The sequence below is a fragment of the Erythrobacter sp. S158 genome, from assembly GCF_057364915.1.
The window spans coordinates 619,294-636,047 of sequence record NZ_CP200279.1; the positions used below are offsets into that span (position 1 = coordinate 619,294).

At 60.0% G+C, this 16,754-nt stretch carries 13 protein-coding genes; 8 read left to right on the plus strand and 5 right to left on the minus strand.

Going from position 1 to position 16,754, the window contains the following annotated elements; translation table 11 throughout:
* Positions 1-17: 17 nt before the first annotated feature.
* The 5 genes from AC0V6T_RS03100 to AC0V6T_RS03120 all read right to left on the minus strand — a co-directional run bounded on the left by AC0V6T_RS03100 (position 18) and on the right by AC0V6T_RS03120 (position 5,495).
* The gene (locus tag AC0V6T_RS03100) at positions 18-1,214 is read right to left on the minus strand and encodes an ABC transporter permease (protein WP_007164878.1); all 1,197 of its coding nucleotides are present in this window, start codon (positions 1,212-1,214) and stop codon (positions 18-20) included.
* Positions 1,214-1,936: an ABC transporter ATP-binding protein gene (locus AC0V6T_RS03105; protein ID WP_486124230.1), complete on the minus strand. Its 723-nt coding sequence runs from the start codon at positions 1,934-1,936 to the stop codon at positions 1,214-1,216. Before AC0V6T_RS03105 ends, AC0V6T_RS03100 begins: the two co-directional genes overlap by 1 nt.
* Entirely contained in the window at positions 1,933-3,255 is a 1,323-nt protein-coding gene (locus AC0V6T_RS03110) for an efflux RND transporter periplasmic adaptor subunit (RefSeq protein WP_486124232.1), read from the minus strand. Before AC0V6T_RS03110 ends, AC0V6T_RS03105 begins: the two co-directional genes overlap by 4 nt.
* Positions 3,252-4,697, minus strand: a complete 1,446-nt coding sequence (locus AC0V6T_RS03115) for an efflux transporter outer membrane subunit (RefSeq protein ID WP_486124234.1) — start codon at positions 4,695-4,697, stop codon at positions 3,252-3,254. The genes AC0V6T_RS03110 and AC0V6T_RS03115 overlap by 4 nt, the downstream gene beginning before the upstream one ends.
* 141 nt (positions 4,698-4,838) lie before the next feature.
* Positions 4,839-5,495 (minus strand): TetR/AcrR family transcriptional regulator, encoded by a 657-nt coding sequence (locus AC0V6T_RS03120; RefSeq protein ID WP_486124236.1) that lies wholly within the window; start codon positions 5,493-5,495, stop codon positions 4,839-4,841.
* A 119-nt stretch (positions 5,496-5,614) separates the two neighbouring features.
* On the opposite strand from AC0V6T_RS03120, the gene AC0V6T_RS03125 reads away from it, so the two are divergent.
* The 8 genes from AC0V6T_RS03125 to AC0V6T_RS03160 all read left to right on the plus strand — a co-directional run bounded on the left by AC0V6T_RS03125 (position 5,615) and on the right by AC0V6T_RS03160 (position 16,753).
* Positions 5,615-7,972 carry a TonB-dependent receptor gene (locus AC0V6T_RS03125; protein WP_486124238.1) on the plus strand — a complete coding sequence of 786 codons (2,358 nt, stop codon included), beginning with the start codon at positions 5,615-5,617 and terminating at the stop codon, positions 7,970-7,972.
* A 22-nt stretch (positions 7,973-7,994) separates the two neighbouring features.
* Positions 7,995-8,870, plus strand: a complete 876-nt coding sequence (locus AC0V6T_RS03130) for an alpha/beta fold hydrolase (protein WP_486124240.1) — start codon at positions 7,995-7,997, stop codon at positions 8,868-8,870.
* Positions 8,867-10,144, plus strand: coding sequence for a spinster family MFS transporter (locus tag AC0V6T_RS03135; protein ID WP_486124242.1), 1,278 nt, complete (start codon positions 8,867-8,869; stop codon positions 10,142-10,144). The genes AC0V6T_RS03130 and AC0V6T_RS03135 overlap by 4 nt, the downstream gene beginning before the upstream one ends.
* Before the next feature lie 171 nt (positions 10,145-10,315).
* Positions 10,316-11,194: an SH3 domain-containing protein gene (locus AC0V6T_RS03140; RefSeq protein ID WP_486124244.1), complete on the plus strand. Its 879-nt coding sequence runs from the start codon at positions 10,316-10,318 to the stop codon at positions 11,192-11,194.
* 140 nt (positions 11,195-11,334) lie between these two features.
* The gene (locus AC0V6T_RS03145) at positions 11,335-12,027 is read left to right on the plus strand and encodes a response regulator transcription factor (protein ID WP_486128482.1); all 693 of its coding nucleotides are present in this window, start codon (positions 11,335-11,337) and stop codon (positions 12,025-12,027) included.
* A 68-nt stretch (positions 12,028-12,095) separates the two neighbouring features.
* Positions 12,096-13,352 (plus strand): sensor histidine kinase, encoded by a 1,257-nt coding sequence (locus AC0V6T_RS03150; RefSeq protein WP_486128484.1) that lies wholly within the window; start codon positions 12,096-12,098, stop codon positions 13,350-13,352.
* A gap of 82 nt (positions 13,353-13,434) precedes the next feature.
* Positions 13,435-14,022 (plus strand): hypothetical protein, encoded by a 588-nt coding sequence (locus tag AC0V6T_RS03155; RefSeq protein ID WP_486124246.1) that lies wholly within the window; start codon positions 13,435-13,437, stop codon positions 14,020-14,022.
* Entirely contained in the window at positions 13,994-16,753 is a 2,760-nt protein-coding gene (locus AC0V6T_RS03160; protein WP_486124248.1) for a CHAT domain-containing protein, read from the plus strand. The genes AC0V6T_RS03155 and AC0V6T_RS03160 overlap by 29 nt, the downstream gene beginning before the upstream one ends.
* Position 16,754 lies beyond the last annotated feature (1 nt).

Consider the following 16,754-nt stretch of genomic DNA (forward strand, 5'->3'; position numbering starts at 1 on the left):
GCCCTGAAGTGCCGCCTTTATTCGTGGCGCAGAGCGTCGATTGGGTCGAGCTGTGATGCTCGGCGTGCGGGATAGTAGCCAAAGACGATCCCCATTCCTGAAGCAAACAGGAAGCTGAAGATGTTGATCATCGGATCGAACACGAAGGGCACGTCAATGACGCCTGCCAGCGACACAGAAGCGAAGAAGGCGAGCAAAAGACCGACCAATCCGCCAAACGCACAAAGAACCACCGCTTCGGTCAGGAATTGTAACCGGACTTCTCTCGCCAGCGCACCAATGGCAAGTCTGATCCCTATCTCCCGAGTTCGCTCTGTGACCGAGACCAGCATGATGTTCATGATGCCGATACCTCCGACCAAGAGGCTGATTGAAGCGATGACGGCAACCATCGCCGTCAGCGCCCCTGTCACGGAGCTAAGTGCGTCATTCACTTGTGCTGTGTCGATGATGTTGAAGTCGTTGGGCGCGTCGCCTTGCAGCACGCGGCGTTCGCGCAGCAGGTCGATCAGCGAATCCTGAATTACAGTGGCCGAGTAAGCCGCGTTATATTTCAGGACGAAATAGTCGATATTGTCGCTGCCTCGGAACCGTCGCTGAACTGTTTTCAGCGGCATGAACACCGTGTCATCGTCGTCCGCCCCGCCGCCGCCCTGGCCGCGTTCCTCGAGAACGCCGATGACGGTACAGGGCACATCGCCGAGCCTCATTTCCTCGCCAATCGGGCTCACGTCAGGGAGGAAAATGGCCTCGCGAACCTTAGGGCCAAGCAGGCAGACGTTTTGCCCGGAAGCTTCCTCGTCGCTGGTGAAGGGACGTCCTTCGACCACTTCGATCGCCTGAGCCTCGAGGAAGTTCGTATCCGCACCCGTGACGCGCGTGTCCCAGTCCTGTCCGTTGTAGAATGCGGTCGCGCTTGCGCCGACATTGGCGGCGGCAACTTCGACACCTGCAATCTGCTGCTCGACAGCTTCGACGTCGTCGAGATCGAACTGGCGAACCGGGCCATTGTCCACGCGTACCGGGAAGACGATGAAGTTTGACGATCCGAGCGAGGAGATTTCGTCTTGCACCGATGCGGTCACGCCGTTGCCGAGCGTGACCATCGTCACAACCGCTGCAACGCCGATGATGATGCCGAGGGTCGTTAAGATCGAGCGCATGAGGTGACGCCTGATCTCGCGAAGGGCCAGAAGGAAGGTTGCACCGAGCATCAGGCATCTCCTCCCTGAGCTTCAAGGCTGCGAGTGCCCCGTTCAGTGCGTTCCACTAGGCCGTCACGGAAGTGAATGACTGTCTTTGCGAAGGCGGCCATTTCCTCTTCATGCGTCACCATGATCACGGTGATGCCGCCCGCGTTGAGCTCGCGCATCAGCTCCATGATCTCGATCGAGCGTTCTGTATCGAGGTTGCCGGTCGGTTCGTCGGCGAGCAGCACGTCGGGATCGGAGACAAGCGCCCGCGCAATCGCGACACGCTGTTGCTGGCCGCCCGAAAGCTCCGCCGGGGTGTGCGATGCCCATGGTGCAAGACCAACTTGATCAAGCGCATGCATGGCAGCATCGCGGCGGACAGACTTCTTTTCGCCGCGATAGAGCAGGGGAAGCTCGACATTCTCCAGAGCGGTCGTGCGCGAGAGCAAATTGAAGCCCTGAAACACGAAGCCGAGATACTTCCGCCTGAGCAGGCTGCGCTGATCGCGGTCCATCTTCTGCACTTCGACGCCGCGAAAACGGAAGATTCCTTCGGTAGGAACATCGAGGCAACCGAGGATGTTCATTGTCGTCGACTTGCCCGAACCCGATGGGCCCATGATCGCGACGAACTGGCCGCGATCAATGGTGAGGTCCACTCCCTTGAGCGCCTTGAACGCGGCGGGCCCGTTGCCGAAGACTTTGGTAATGCCTTCAAGTTCAATGAGCGGCACTTCGCTCATCCGGCTTGTGCCTCCACTCCGGTGACGACTTTCGTACCCGCCTCAAGTTCATCCGACTGCACGGCGGTCGTCCGACCGTCGCTTCGCCCGGTGATGACTTCGACTGCCTTGAGAGTGCCGTCATCCTGAAGCACTTGGACAGTCTGCCTGCTGCCCACACCAATGGTCGCTTGCTGGTCTTCGCGCTCAAGCCCGACGCTGACATTGAGCACACCGCCGCCTTCGTCTTCGTTCTGTTGGCCCGGTCGAAAGCGCAGTGCGGCGTTCGGCACGAGTTTGACGCTCCCGGTGGTGTCGGTTGCGATCGTTGCGGTTGCGGTCATGCCGGGTCGCAAGAGGCCTTCAGGATTCTGCACGCTGAGCCGCGCCTCGTAGTTGACAACCGAGGCCCCCGCCGCGGCAGCAGCGCCGCCCGCCTGTTCGTTGACCGTGTTGCCTGAAGCAAGGTCCACCCGGTCCAGCGTCGCAGGGAACCGCCGGCCCGGATAAGCGTCCACGGTAAAGGTTGCATCCTGACCCGCTTCTACCTGGCCGACATCCGCCTCGTCGATGGATACGCGAAGCTGCATCGCGGCAAGGTCCTCGGCGATCACGAACAGGGTCACCGTGTTGAACGCGGCAACGACGGTCTGTCCAACCTCGATCTGACGAGCGAGCACCACGCCCGTCACCGGCGCGCGGATCACGGCGCGAGATCGGGTGGTAAGGTTCGCTCTCAGCGTTGCCTCGGCTGCCTGAATGTTGGCGCGTGCTGACGATACAGCCGCTTCGTCGCGGGCCGCGGCTGCTTCGGCTTGGTCGAGTTCGATCAGGGACGGCACGCGCCCCCCCGAAAGCTCGCGCACTTCGCGAAAGCGAACGAGCTGCGCATTGGTTGCTTCGAGCGAGGCCTGTGCCTGGACGAGGCTTGCACGCGCTGCGTTAAGATTGGCGCGCGACTGCGCGATCTGCTGGTCGATGATCTCGGTATTGATGATCGCGATGACCTGGCCGCGCGTTACGCGATCGTTGACGTCGACGAGCACCTGATCGACAGGGCCGGTCACTTCTGAGCCAACCGTCACCTGGTTCGTCGGACGCAGATTGCCGGTCGCCGTGACGGTGAGTTCGAGAGAGCCTTCGGTCACTTCCTCGGTGATGTAGGTAACCTCCCCATCGCCGCTCGAACACCGCGATATCGCAAAGATCAGGATCAGGATGATCAAGGCCGGAAGCCAATACTTCATCCAGCGCCGCCAGCGCGGGCGCTCCTTCACGCCAAGGAATTCATCGACGTTCGTGCCGTCATCCGTCTGGGGCGTGTCCGCCGTCTCGCTCATTGCCCGTTATCCCTGTCTTGCGAATTCTGTTCGGATGGCGATCGCCACCCGCCGCCCATGGCCCGCGCCAATTGCACAAAGGCAATCGCCCGCGCAGCTTCGGCTGAAATTTGAGAAGTCTCGGCGCTGAGCAGCGCGCTCTCTACATTGAGCAGCACCTGAAAATCGATCAGCCCTGCCTGATACTGGCTTCGTCCGAGAATGGCTGCATTGCGAGCGCCGTCGCTCGCTTCGACCAGCGCAATCACGCGTTCATTGCTTGTATCAAGGTCGACCGATGCTGTTTCGACGTCTTCGAGCGCGGTTAGGATCGACTGGCGCCACGCAGCGAGCGATCCGTCAGCTATCGCCCGCGAAGCGTCGACTCTGGCTCGGGCTGCTCCGCCATCGAAAAGAAGTTGCGATAAGCTGGCGAATACGTTGCCGGTAATGACATCGAACAGATCGTCTATTCCGAACGAGGAAGTGCCAACCGTGCCGGTGAGGCGAGCGATCGGGTAGAGTTGTGTCCTCGCGATACCGATCCTTTCAAAGTCGCCGACGAGCCGCGCTTCGGCAGCGCTGACATCTGGTCGCATTCGAAGGATGTCGGCCGGCGCGTTGACGGCGTTCGCGAGCGGAGGTGAGGGGACGTCACGCGGATCTGCAAGCAAGCGGGCGTAGACCTCGCCAGGCGGATCTCCGATGAGCGTCGAAATGGCGTTGGCTGCGGCAACCAGATCACCTTCGAGCAGCGGTATGGTAGCGGCCGTTTGCGCGCGTTGTGTTCGCGCCTGTTCAACGTCGAGGCTCGACACGAGCCCGGCCTGATTGCGCCACCTCGCGATCTGCAGGTTGTCGTCCTGGTTGGCAAGCGACTGACGGGCAAACTCAAGCTGAGCGGCGACAGAACGCGCTGTGATGGTCTGGATCGCGACTGTTGCAACCACGATCCGTTCCAGATCGGCTGCGTTAAAGCCTGCTGCGGCAAGATCGGCGCGCGAAGCATCGATGGAAGAACTGATCCTGCCAAACAGGTCGAGCTCCCATGCAAGATCGGCACTGAGCGAGAATTGGAATTCATCGCGAGAGAAATCGCCGAAGTCTCTTCCGACACCACCGCCTGCCGATGCTGAGGGCAAGCGCGCTGCCCGTGCCTCTCGCAGCCCAGCCTCAGCTGCACGCAGCTGGGCGAGGGACTGAGCGATGTCGTAGTTTTGAGTGCGGGCCTGAGTGACAAATTCGTCGATCAGCGGATCGTTCAAAAGCGCCCAGTATTCGCCCAGCTCGATCGCTTGGCCTTCTTGCGAGGCAAACGTCCAGCGTTCGGGCAAAGGAATGGTTTCCTGCAGCGTTGGTGGCTGGGCCGTGCCGGGAAGCGAGCAGCCCTGCAAAAGCGCCAACGCAAGGATTGCGGGCGCCGCAGCGACAGCTGCGAACCTTCTTTCCCGAGTTTTCTGCATTCGACCCCCTGATGCAGTGTTGCGACGCGGCTAACGATCACGCTTTTCAGGCATTTGGCAAGCCTTGCACATCGACGCTTGCCGAGAATGTGCACACGTTCATCGACGAATGGCGATTTCTGTCTGAACCACTACGGGCAGTCAGTCTTCCGCGTTGCGTTTCGAAGCGCCAATTCCGCGTTCCAGTATGGATCGAGCAGCCATCGCAACGCTCTCGCTGCTTTTCTCGTCAGACCAGACCGCAAATCGCAAGCCGAGGAAGACGTTCATTCCCATCAGCGCCCAAGCATGCGCTTCTTCGATGTCCTCGCGCATCTCTCCCATCGCCGCACCTTCGCGCAGACGCGACAGAATTCGTCGTGCGGTCCCTTCGTAGTGAGCGCGATAGGCTTGCGGGTCGACGAACTCGGATTCGTCGATGATCCGGTAAATTTCCTTGTGCTCGCGCGCGAAGTCCAGAAAACTTGAGAGCGCAGCTTGCTCGATGTCAAAAGCGTTGAACTGACCCCCGGCCTTGAGCTCGTCGACAGATTTCCCAGCCGACACTTTCACCTGGCTACTCAGGTGCTGGACGAGCGCCTGAAACAGCGCCTCCTTGCTGTCGAAGTATGTGTAGAACGAGCCAAGCGCGACACCTGCACGGCGAGTAATCGAACTTACCGATGCTTCGTGGAATCCCTTTTCGCCAAATTCCTCTGCCGATGCGTCGAGCAACTTGCGCAGTGTCTTGCGGCCGCGTTCCGTCCGCGGCGTCTTGGCGCCCGGTGCGTCGCTCAATTCGGTTGGTGTGTCGACCATACTTCCCCTCTGCTTGCGTGGATTAGGGGTAAGCGAGTGCATTCGCAAGAGAAGAACTTGAAAGGTGGTTCAACTTTCAGTAATGACCATCGCGAGAGGATTCTTGGGAGGAAAATTCAATGACCATTCGTTCGGTTATCACTCGCGCTGCACTTTTGTCCGGGAGCGCCGGCATAGCGCTCATTGCAGCTCCTGCGACAGCACAGACGACAAGCGCGGATGACGATGCAGGCGAAAGTGTCGGACAGGCTGGCGGCAATCAGATCGTCGTGACCGCCCGCCGCCGTGAAGAGCGTCTGCTGGACGTTCCGCTTTCGGTGACAGCGCTATCTGGCGAGCAACTTGAGCAACGCGGCATCCAGGAGCTGACGCAGGTTGCGCAGGAAATCCCCAATATCACGCTTGAGGTAAGCCGCGGGACAAACACCACGCTCACCGCTTTCATCCGCGGCGTGGGTCAGCAGGACCCGGTCGCAGGCTTTGAGGCAGGCGTTGGTCTTTACATCGATGACGTGTACCTGAACCGCCCTCAAGCGGCTGTGCTCGACGTTTACGATGTGGAGCGGATTGAAGTCCTGCGCGGACCCCAGGGAACTTTGTATGGCCGCAACACAATCGGCGGCGCGATCAAGTACGTGACCGCCAGCCTTCCCGACGAGACCAGCGTCACCGTGCGCGGCACTTACGGTTCTTATGATCAAGCCGATCTGATCGTCTCTGCCTCGACGCCCATCACTCCGAACCTCAAGATCGGGGCAAGCGGTGCTCGGCTTTCGCGCGGCGGGTTCGGCGACAACCTCACGCTCGGGACTGAGAACTACAACAAGGACATCTGGGCAGCGCGCGGAACTATCGAGTTCGACAATGGCCCGGTCTTTGTTCGCCTTTCCGGCGACTACGTGAAGGATAACAGCGAGGCACGCCAGGGCAGTCGCTTGATACCCGGCCTGTTTTCAGGAGCGCCCGTGCTCGACGATGTGTTCGACACAAGGGCAGGGCTGAATGTCGTTGATCAGGAAGTTGAGGCCTATGGCGGCGCGCTCAACATCGCGATTGAGCTGTCGGACACGATCACGCTCAAGTCGATCACTGGCTATCGCGAGGACAGCTCAACGACCCCTATCGACTTCGACAGTCTGCCCGCCGCCGACCTCGACGTCCCGGCCATCTATGAAAACGACCAGTTCAGTCAGGAGCTGCAGCTTCTTTATGAAGGCGATCGTCTGTCGGGCGTTTTCGGTGCCTATTACCTGAATGCGAGCGCTTTTACCGCGTTCGATGTGGCGCTATTCACGACCGGGGACCTGATCGGTCTGCCGGGCCTCAACGCTCAGACACTGGGTGATGTGGACACCGAAACATACAGCTTCTTCGGCGATTTCACCTATGACCTGACCGACACAATCAGCGTTTCGTTGGGTGGCCGCTACACCAACGACAAGCGCACAAGCCGTGTGTTGCGCACGACCTTTATCGGTGGGTTCTCGGACCTGTTCATCCTTAACAGCCCAGCGGTCGCGATTGCGACGACGAGCGATTTTCAGGGCAGCGAAACCTTCGAGGACTTCAACCCGCGCGCTTCGATCAGCTGGCAGCCGACGCCTGATCACAATATCTACTTCACCTATTCGCAAGGGTTCAAAGGCGGCGGCTTCGATCCGCGCGGACAGACGACCGCTGCGCCTGACCTTGATGGCGATGGCGACATCGATTTCGATGACCAGTTCGAATTCCTGCGTTTCGCACCCGAAACCGTCGACAGCTACGAGCTAGGCTGGAAGGCCTCGCTGCTCGACAACCGTCTGAATGTAAGCCTTGCTGCATTCATCGGCGACTATAACGATGTCCAGATACCGGGCTCGGTCGGTCTCGACACGAATGGCGACGGCATCAACGACAGCTTTATCGGCATCACGTCGAACGCAGCAAGCGCTGACGTCAACGGTTTCGAGTTCGAAGGCAACGCGCTTGTGGGTGAAGACTTCGCCGGCGACGGCAGCCGATTCAGCGTCAACTGGTCGCTTGGCTATCTCGATGCCAGCTTCAACACCTTCATTGATGCTTTCGGCAATGACGTCGCTGATCAGCGGGTTTTCCAGAACACGCCTGACGTGACTGCGCATATGGGTTTCGTGCTCGGCATTTCGGCAGCGGAAGGGATGATCGATTTCCTCGGCAGCGCGTCGCTACGCTCAGATGCCAGCCAGTTCGAAACGCCCAACCCGTTCCTCGATCAGGATGGCTTCGTGTTGGTTGATGCGAGTATCGTATACACCGACGATTCCGATCGCTTCTCGATCGGCGTACACGGCAAGAACCTGCTCGATAAGGAGTATATCGTCGCAGGCTACAACTTCGTCGCAGGCGGCACGCCTCCGGGCACTCCGTTCGTACCGACGCTCGGCCTGGAAGGCACATTGACCGGCTTCTACGGCGATCCGAGGCGTGTCTTTGTCACCGGAGAAATCCGCTTCTGATCGGGCGAAGTCGGTGAAGCCGATGACCCCATACCAAGCCGTCGAGTATTCCAGCGCGGATGGTCGCTTGAGGCTGTTCGCGCGGGATTACCCGGCCCGTCAGGCAAGCGATGCAGCGCCGCTCCTGATGATGCATGGTCTCACTCGCAACAGCGCTGATTTCGAGCCGCTCATCAAACATCTCGATTGGCAGGGGCGAATGATAGTCCCTGACCAACGAGGAAGGGGGCGCTCGCAATATGATGAGGACCCCGCCAACTACCGTCCCGATATCTATGTCGAGGACATGTGGCGGCTGCTCGATCATCTCGGCATCGAACGCGTTGTTTGCATCGGAACATCCATGGGCGGCCTCATGTCGATGATGATGGGGGCGCAAAGGTCCGACGCGGTCACGGGCATCGCGCTTAACGACATCGGCCCGTCCGTCAGTGAGGAAGGCCTTGATCGCATTCGCTCTTACGTTGGGCCGTCGGGTCCGATGGATGGCTGGGATGAAGCCGCAAGGCGCTGTAAGCAGATCAACCAGGACGCGCTCGACGGTTTCGACCATGCGGACTGGGTCGCCTTCGCTCGGCGGACATGCGAGGAATTGCCCGATGGCTCAGTCCGCTTCGCTTACGATCCGGGCATCGCGGCTGGCATGGCTGTTGAAGACACGAACGCCGTCCCGCCGGATCTTTGGCAGATGTGGGAGGCGCTGCGAGACAAGCCGGTCCTTACGATCCGCGGCGCGAAGAGCGACATCCTGACTGCGGAGACAGTGGCAGAGATGGGCCTGCGCCATCCCGATAGGTTTTCTTCAGTCGAGATCGCGGGACGCGGCCATGCGCCCTTGCTTGATGAGCCGGAAGCTGTATCGGCCATCGCCCGCTTCCTTGACGAGACTTGCAAATGACCGACGTCGCAACGGCCAGGGCCGATCCGCATCGCAACTCGGTGCTGTTCATGCTCCTGGTGGTTTACATCTTCAATTTCGTAGACCGCCAGATACTGTCGATCCTCGCGACCCCGATACAAGCGGACTTAGAGTTGAGCGACGGGGAGATGGGCCTGCTGGGTGGTCTTGCCTTTGCGCTTCTATACTCGACGATGGCAGTACCGCTCGCAGCGCTGGCAGACCGTACGAGCCGGTCGTGGGTCATCACGGTTTCGCTCGCCGCATGGAGCGGTTTTACAGCGCTATGCGGGCTCGCGCAAAATTTCTGGCACATCTTTCTTGCGCGGCTCGGCGTAGGGATTGGAGAGGCAGGCGGGGTTGCGCCATCCTATGCGTTGATTGGCGACTATTTCCCGAGCGAGAGGCGAGCGACTGCGCTCTCAGTCTATTCGCTCGGCATACCTATCGGCTCCGGGCTTGGCGTCCTGATGGGCGGCTATATCGCGGCCACGGTCGATTGGCGCACGGCATTTTTTGTTGTTGGCCTCGCGGGCGTCCTCATCGCCCCACTCTTCAAATTCTTGGTGCGCGATAAGACGAAGAACGTGGAAGTGCCCGATGCGTCAGGCGAAATGCCCCAGCAGCCTACGCTCAGGGAGACGGCTGGCATCCTCGCGAAGAAGCCGTCCTTCTGGCTCCTTTCCTTCGGTGCGGCGTCTTCTTCGATGCTCGGCTATGGCATCGCTTTCTGGCTGCCGAGCCTTTTGATCCGCAGCTTCGGTTTCGATCTTGTGCAATCCTCGCAATTCTATGGAGCCTTGCTGCTGATCGGCGGCGTAGCGGGCGTGCTTGCCGGGGGTATGCTGGCGGACAGGCTCGGCGGGCGTGATCGTGCATACTATGCCTGGTTGCCAGCGATTGCCTTCTTTCTTGGCGCACCTCTTTTTGGCGCCGGAATTTTGAGCAGCGAAGCGCAGCTTGCTTTCTTCCTGTTCCTTCTCCCGCAAGCCCTATCCTATGTCTGGCTGGGTCCGGTCCTTTCGGCGATCCAGCATCTGGTCGTTCCGTCAGCGCGTTCGACCGCTTCGGCCCTGTTCCTGCTGATCAACAACCTCATTGGCCTTGGCGGCGGTATCTACGCGCTGGGCGCCTTGTCGGACTTCCTTGCGCCGACTTATGGAGACGAGGCTTTGCGCTTTTCGATGCTCTATGCGCTTGGTCTCTATGGTGTCGCAGGGGTCCTGATGGCGTTCGCCGGTCCAGCGCTACGCCGCGACTGGGTGGCCGAGTAACAGCGCAAAGCTGCGTTTCATGGCCAAATTCGGCCATCTCCGATCCTGATCCTAAGCCGTTAAGCCACCGCCTAACAGCCTTTGTCATGGTCATGACAAGGACTGTGTGTGGCCCGCATCACTCCCCGGTTCCATTGACGCTTGGCAGTCAATCAATGGGGAGTTTCAACGATGAAAAATGCAGTTTCGGGCCTCGCAGTCGCAGCGGTCATGACGGCTTTCGCCATGCCGGCGCCAGCGATGGCGGACGATGAGGAGTTGCAGCTGGTGAATTGCGAAGAGAGCCTCGGCACGATCGCGGTTGTCGATGGCGATACACAGGGTTGGGCCGATTTCAGCCTTGGTTCGCCGCGCGAACTAATCAACACGCTCGCTGTCGAATCCGGATGCTTCACTCCGCACAGCGCCGCGTCGGGCGTCCCGGCAGACTTCCTGATGAACGTTGTGGCTGGCACCACCGAGGAGGTCGACCAGTCGATTGAACTCGCCAAAACCGCTGCTGTCGAAGGGCTGGTGCGTTCGGGCGCAGCAGCTTCGGTCATGTCGCGTGTTCCGGGTGCAGGCGCAATGCTTGGCATGTTCGGCGGCCTTGGCGGGCGCAGCCAGCGCCTCGCCGCCGGGATCAAGCTTCTCTCTCCCGCAACAGGTCAGACTATTGTCACCGGATCGGGCGAAGTGCGCCGTACCTCGCTCAGCTTCCGCCGCAACTCAACGTGGGGCACGCGGGCGGACGAAATCGGTTATCGCAGCAGCGGCAAGGGCAAGAAACTGGTCGAAGCCTTCGTCATCGCTTTCAATCAGGTGGTGGCACAGGATGCGACTATCACCTCAATCCCAAAAATGAGCGCAGCCGCAGCCGAAGAGCCGAAGGTGGCAACAGTGGCAGTGGCAACTTCCATGATGGCAATGCCGACGGATGATGCCGAAGTCGTGCGTGGCCTCATGGAAGGCACGACTCTTTCGCCGACCGGCAAGCGCGAAGGCCTGTTTATCGAAGTCGAGGACAATTTCGGCACCAAGGGTTGGGTCTCCGTCGAAGCGCTCAACTAAAGAGGCAAGGGGCAAGGCGGGAGGGCGCGCCAGCGTTTCTTCCGCCTTTTGCGTCAAACGCTTGCAGGGGCAATACAGGCATGGCAGCTTTTGATCCTCAGGGGCATGCGCTGGCGGGCGCAAACAGCCAGGGTGGGGGAATGGACAGGACGCCGCTTCGGATACTTTATGTAGAGGACGATGCGCGCTCGGCTGCCGCGGTAAGCGAGCTTGCCGAACAGAGCGGCGATGTGATCGTCTGGGAAGAGCAGGGGAGCAAAGCCCTGCTTCGTGCAGGCATGGAAGCGTTCGACGTCATCATCCTCGACCGCATGCTCGACGATATCGACGGTCTGACCATCACCAAAAGGCTGCGCGAAAGTGGGATCGGAACGCCGATCCTGATCCTGTCGGCTCTGGGCAGAAGTGCGGACCGGACCGACGGGCTCGATGCGGGTGCGGACGATTACATGGCAAAGCCGTTCGAGCCCGAAGAATTGATGGCGCGTCTGCGCGCCCTGCATCGCCGATCCCATGGGCGCGAGCACAGCGCGGTCATCATCTACGGTGCCTTCGAGTGCCACCTCAAGGCACGCACTGCTTTTCGCAATAACCGCCATCTTGCTCTCAGCCCGAAAGAGTTCGAGCTGTTCCGATATTTCATGGAGAATGCCGGAGAGACTGTCACGCGCGAGATGCTGTTGCGCGACGTTTGGAAAATGGACTTCGATCCGCAGACCAATGTGGTCGATGTCAACATCGGGCGGTTGAGGCGCAAGCTCGAAGAAGGCTTCGACGCGCCCGCACTCGAAACGATCTGGGGATCGGGTTACCGCATCCTCGACGGGAGGTAGGCATCGAGGCGCGCCGCTCGATATTCTCGCGCCTTGTTCTGGCCGCGATAGGTCTCTCTTTGGCGCTTGTGCTGGCGCTTTGGTTCATCACACACCAGACGGTGCTCTCAACCTTGAACGAGGGCGCTGAAAGCGAGGTCGATGTCGATATTGCCGGGCTGGTCGACATCTATGCGACGAGCGGTCAGGGCGAGCTCGAACGCCGGATCGCCGACCGGATCGCGCTGACGCCATCGGAGGGCAGCACGCCGCATTATCTCCTCGCTGACAACGCGGGGAACGTCATCGCAGGCGATATTGCAAGCTGGCCGGGTTTGGATGCTCGGGTTTCTGAAGCTGGCGTGATTGCGATCGGAGAACAGTCCGAGGCGTTTGCGCGAGCGGTTCAGCTTGGCCCCGATCTGCGGCTGCTCGTGGCGCGGCGGATTGATGGTAATGATGCCGTGCTTCGCAATGTCACGCTCGCTTTCGCGTTCGCCGGGACCTTCTTCGTGGTGCTTGTCGCACTTCTTGGAAGGCTCGCCGCGCTCAAACTCCAGCGACGCATTGGCCAAATCAACTCCGCCTTCCGTGACCCCGAAGCCGAAAGCGAATTGGAGCAGCGGATCGAAGGCGATGAGATCGACGAGCTTGCGAGCCATTCTGCAAAGGCATTGCGGCGTCAGCGAAACCTTATGGAAGCATACAAGGAAACCTCGGAACAGCTTGCACACGAGATGCGCACACCCCTCTCACATCTCGACAACCGCCTCCTGAAGGCGCTGCAATCCGGGCCTGAGCCGAAGGTTGGTGAACGGCTGGTTGAAGCACGGGCCGAGATCAAGCGGCTCGTGCAAACGCTGGAGTCGCTTCTCGACATTGCGTTCAGCAAGACGCGCCGCGGAGATGCAGCTGGCCTCGAACCTGTCGACCTTAGTGCGCTGATCTCGCGCATTTGCGACCTCTATTCAGGCAGTGCGGAAGAGACAGGACATGAGCTGGTCTGCGAAGTAGAGCCGGGCGTGGTGATCGACGGTGAGGAGCACCAACTTGGTCGTCTTGTGACCAACCTGCTCGATAATGCGTTGAAATATGTGCCCGCCGGTGGGCGCATCGAGGTGATCCTCTTTCAAGGGCCAGAGCTGGTCATTCGAGATGACGGCCCGGGCATAGCGCCATCCGACCGCTTGCGGATATTCGAGCGTTTCTATCGGGGGAGAGCGAGCATGAACGAGACGCATGGAAGCGGCTTGGGATTGGCGCTCGCGCAGGCGATTGCCGAGCGGCATGGGCTAAGCCTGACGCTCGACGACACTGACAAGGGAGCCAGTTTCCGCCTTAGCTGAGGCCATTCTTTGGCGTCGTATCCATACAAGAGGTTAGTTTGAGTAAGCAGTAAACAATTCATGGGGATTTGGGAGAACGGACATGGCAAGATCATTGTTAATCCTCGCGATTCTCGCGGCAGCAGCCTGCGTTCCTGCTCAACGTGCGTCAGGAAATGCTGCGGCCCAGGCAAACGGACCAGATTCCGTCGAACCACGAGCCACCAAAATCGCCCGTTCTCTTGCTGAGGCCGAAGCCGCTTACACCAGCGGGGAACAGGCAAAACTTGCTTCACTCGTCGGATCGCTGCGAGCAAGCGGGCTCGCCAAGCACGCGGAAGCTGAGGACGACGCACTTGCCACATGGTCGGATGCAACCGGCGCTGAAGCGGTCCCTTATCGAGGGCGGTTGCTCGGCCCGGCCTATGTTCGCGGCGAGCTTGCCGCAGGAGAAGTCTGGCGCAGCGCCCAGACCTTCAAATCGGGCGTGCCAAGTACTCTCGCGGTCTCTCACGAAGGATCGGGCCCGGTGCGGATGAAAGTGCGCGATCAAAGCGCTCGCGCCATCTGCGACCCGGGAAGAGTTACCAAGCCAGCCTGCCGGTTCACCCCGATGTACACCCAGCGCTACGAGATTGAGCTCGTGAACGAAGGAACGGGCCGTGCCGTCTATTTCCTCGTTTTTGACTAAGGGTTTTTTCGCAGCGACGAGCTTGCTGCTGGCCAGCCCGGCAGCCGCGCAATATTTCGACGTCTACGGTGAGGCAAACCGCACTTTGCCAGCGGCGCAAGCGGCATTTGATGCGATGCCCGAAAATGCGAGCATGCAGCTTCGTGCCGAGCGGGTGTCCGACCTCATCATGGGCCTGATCGGGAAGGCCAAGTACAAGGAAGCCTACGAGCTTTTTCTGGCAAACCAGTCGCTGGCGCTTCATCCCGATGCCCGGATGGCTGCGATTGGTCATGGCCTGGTTGCCTTTACCAAGGACGAGGCTCTCGCTGCACAGTACATCGAGACACTGGAGCAATTCGCCCAAACGGAAAGTTGCGCGCCATGCTATGCGCGGACCTTCGCAGCGCACCACCTTGCTCGCTATTTCTTCAACGTTGAAGACGATCTTGCGAAATCGATCCGATGGCACAAGCGCGCACTGGACCTGTCGCGCGAGGATCTGGCGCCTGGCGATCCCGCGCGGGTGAACTTCGCCTATCAATATGCTGCCTATCTTCGCAACCAGGACCTCGAAGCGGCGGAACTCGCCACCCGCCAAACCGAGGCGCTCGCTCTGGAATTGCTTCCGCGCGACGATCACCTTGGTTGGCTTTACGTGTTTCTCAACAATGCGCTCGTGGCGCTCGACAAGGGGCGAATTGGCGAGGCGGCCGAGTTGTTTTCCAAGATCGCCGATATCGGGGTGAAGGAATGGGGTCCAAGCGATCCGCAACTCCTCGGCATATATCAGAACACCGCGATACTGCTATCACGTGTGGGGCGGACCGAACAGGCGGTAGAGGTGGCTCTTACAGCTGAGGCCAACCAAGCTTACTCCGACGAGCGCGAACTGGGATATCACCAGTCTCTGATCGCTCGGCTTCTGTTCGAAGATGCGCGCGGAGAAGAAGCGATATCCTATTATCGCCGGGCCTTGGACACCTACAATGCAGCCTCGGATGATGAAACGACCGTGGCCCGAACTCGATTGGACCTCGCCAACGCGTTGAGCGTCGCCGGTGAGCACGACGAGGCGATATCCTTGTCGCAGCGCGCGCTCGAGACTTACACAAAGCTGGACGCCATCAATCCGGATCGCCGCACCCGGCAGTCCACCGCCGCGTTGATCCATGCCCGGGCAGGCCATATTGCGAATGCTGGTGCCATCATGGGGGAGGTACTCGGCGCAAACGAGGACGCCCTGCTCGATATCTACAGCCGAGATCAGGAGCGTGCGGCGATTGCGTCCGATGGCAAGACGATCTTCCGGGATTCGACGCTTGTCGCACTGCTAAGTGCGGACGTTGAGCGCGCTTGGCGTAGCGCGCAGCTTGCAGTGATGAGCGATCTTCAGGCTAGCGCTGTTGCCTTGACCTATCCCGGCGACCCGGACGGTTTCACCGCGGCTTTGCAAAACGTTCGAACAGCGCGTGCGACCGAGGTCGCCGCGCGTGAAAGCCTAGCCGCTGGTGAAGGCTCAGCCAACGCGCTTGCCGATGCAAGCGACATACGAAAAGCGGCAGAACTGGCGCTTGAGACGCGGTATCCCGATTACGCGGAATTCTTGAGGCCACGGCCACTTTCCATCCAGCAAGCGCAAGCGATCTTGAGCGACGATGAGGCATATCTTGTTCCGCTAGTATTCTCCGATCGCGTGGTAACGATTGCAATCACGTCCGACGGGTTTGTCTGGGGCGAGTCTACCAGCGAGCTCTATTCGACACGCGAGCTCGTCGAACGCTTGCGTGCATCTCTGGACGCCGGGCTTGGCGGGGATATGACCTTCGATGCCGATGCTGCTCACGAACTGTATCGGCGCATATTCACAGATGAGATCGTTGCTGGACTCGATGGAAAGGCGAAGCTCATCTTTCCCGCAGGCGGTTCATTCGCCGCAATCCCACCTTCGGTTTTGGTCAGCCGTGCCCATGAAGAAAGCGCTGCGCCCGCATATCTCATCCGCGAATACGCGATCGCGATCACTCCGGGGCTTGGTCTGCGCAAGAGGAATGACACGTCTTCGGCAATGGCGTTTGCCGGAATAGGCGCGCCGACCCTTGCTGCGGCGCCAGCGGACCGCTCCGGACTGCGCGGCGCGGTGGTCGATGTGAACAGCATTCTCGCGTTGCCTTCACTGCCTGGCGCCATGTCCGAGCTTGAAGCCTTGCGCGACGCGTTTCCGGATAGTCAGCCGCTCATTATGACAGGTGATGCGGCGACTGAAGCTGCCGTCCGCTCCGCTTCACTTGAACAGTACGAGGTTCTTGCCTTTGCCACTCATGGCTTGGTCAGTGGTCAGATTTCTGGCCTCTCGGAGCCAGCACTCGTGATGACACCTGAACCAGGAACCGCTTCTGCTGAGAATGACGGATTGCTCACCGCGAGCGAGATCGCGCAGCTCAGGCTTGCGGCGCAATGGGTTATCTTGTCGGCATGCAACACGGCGGCTGGAGAAGGACGCCATTCGCCGACGTACAGCGGGCTGGCTCGCGCGTTTCAGCTTGCAGGAGCGCGGTCTCTCCTGCTGTCGCACTGGCCGGTGCGCGATGATGCGGCTTCGCGGCTGAGTATCGAAACACTCACCGCGTCACGAGCGGGAATGTCGCGCAGCGAAGCTCTGCGTCAGGCGCAATTGAGCCTGATCAACGATGCTAATGTGCCCGGGGGAAGTTCGCCGTCGGTGTGGGCACCATTCGTCCTGATCGAGTAGC

Bases quoted from the DNA above. Each gene is read 5' to 3' on its own strand.
- AC0V6T_RS03100 (WP_007164878.1), bottom strand. From the start codon at position 1,214: ATGCTCGGTGCAACCTTCCTTCTGGCCCTTCGCGAGATCAGGCGTCAC.
- AC0V6T_RS03105 (WP_486124230.1), bottom strand. From the start codon at position 1,936: ATGAGCGAAGTGCCGCTCATTGAACTTGAAGGCATTACCAAAGTCTTC.
- AC0V6T_RS03110 (WP_486124232.1), bottom strand. From the start codon at position 3,255: ATGAGCGAGACGGCGGACACGCCCCAGACGGATGACGGCACGAACGTC.
- AC0V6T_RS03115 (WP_486124234.1), bottom strand. From the start codon at position 4,697: ATGCAGAAAACTCGGGAAAGAAGGTTCGCAGCTGTCGCTGCGGCGCCC.
- AC0V6T_RS03120 (WP_486124236.1), bottom strand. From the start codon at position 5,495: ATGGTCGACACACCAACCGAATTGAGCGACGCACCGGGCGCCAAGACG.
- AC0V6T_RS03125 (WP_486124238.1), top strand. From the start codon at position 5,615: ATGACCATTCGTTCGGTTATCACTCGCGCTGCACTTTTGTCCGGGAGC.
- AC0V6T_RS03130 (WP_486124240.1), top strand. From the start codon at position 7,995: ATGACCCCATACCAAGCCGTCGAGTATTCCAGCGCGGATGGTCGCTTG.
- AC0V6T_RS03135 (WP_486124242.1), top strand. From the start codon at position 8,867: ATGACCGACGTCGCAACGGCCAGGGCCGATCCGCATCGCAACTCGGTG.
- AC0V6T_RS03140 (WP_486124244.1), top strand. From the start codon at position 10,316: ATGAAAAATGCAGTTTCGGGCCTCGCAGTCGCAGCGGTCATGACGGCT.
- AC0V6T_RS03145 (WP_486128482.1), top strand. From the start codon at position 11,335: ATGGACAGGACGCCGCTTCGGATACTTTATGTAGAGGACGATGCGCGC.
- AC0V6T_RS03155 (WP_486124246.1), top strand. From the start codon at position 13,435: ATGGCAAGATCATTGTTAATCCTCGCGATTCTCGCGGCAGCAGCCTGC.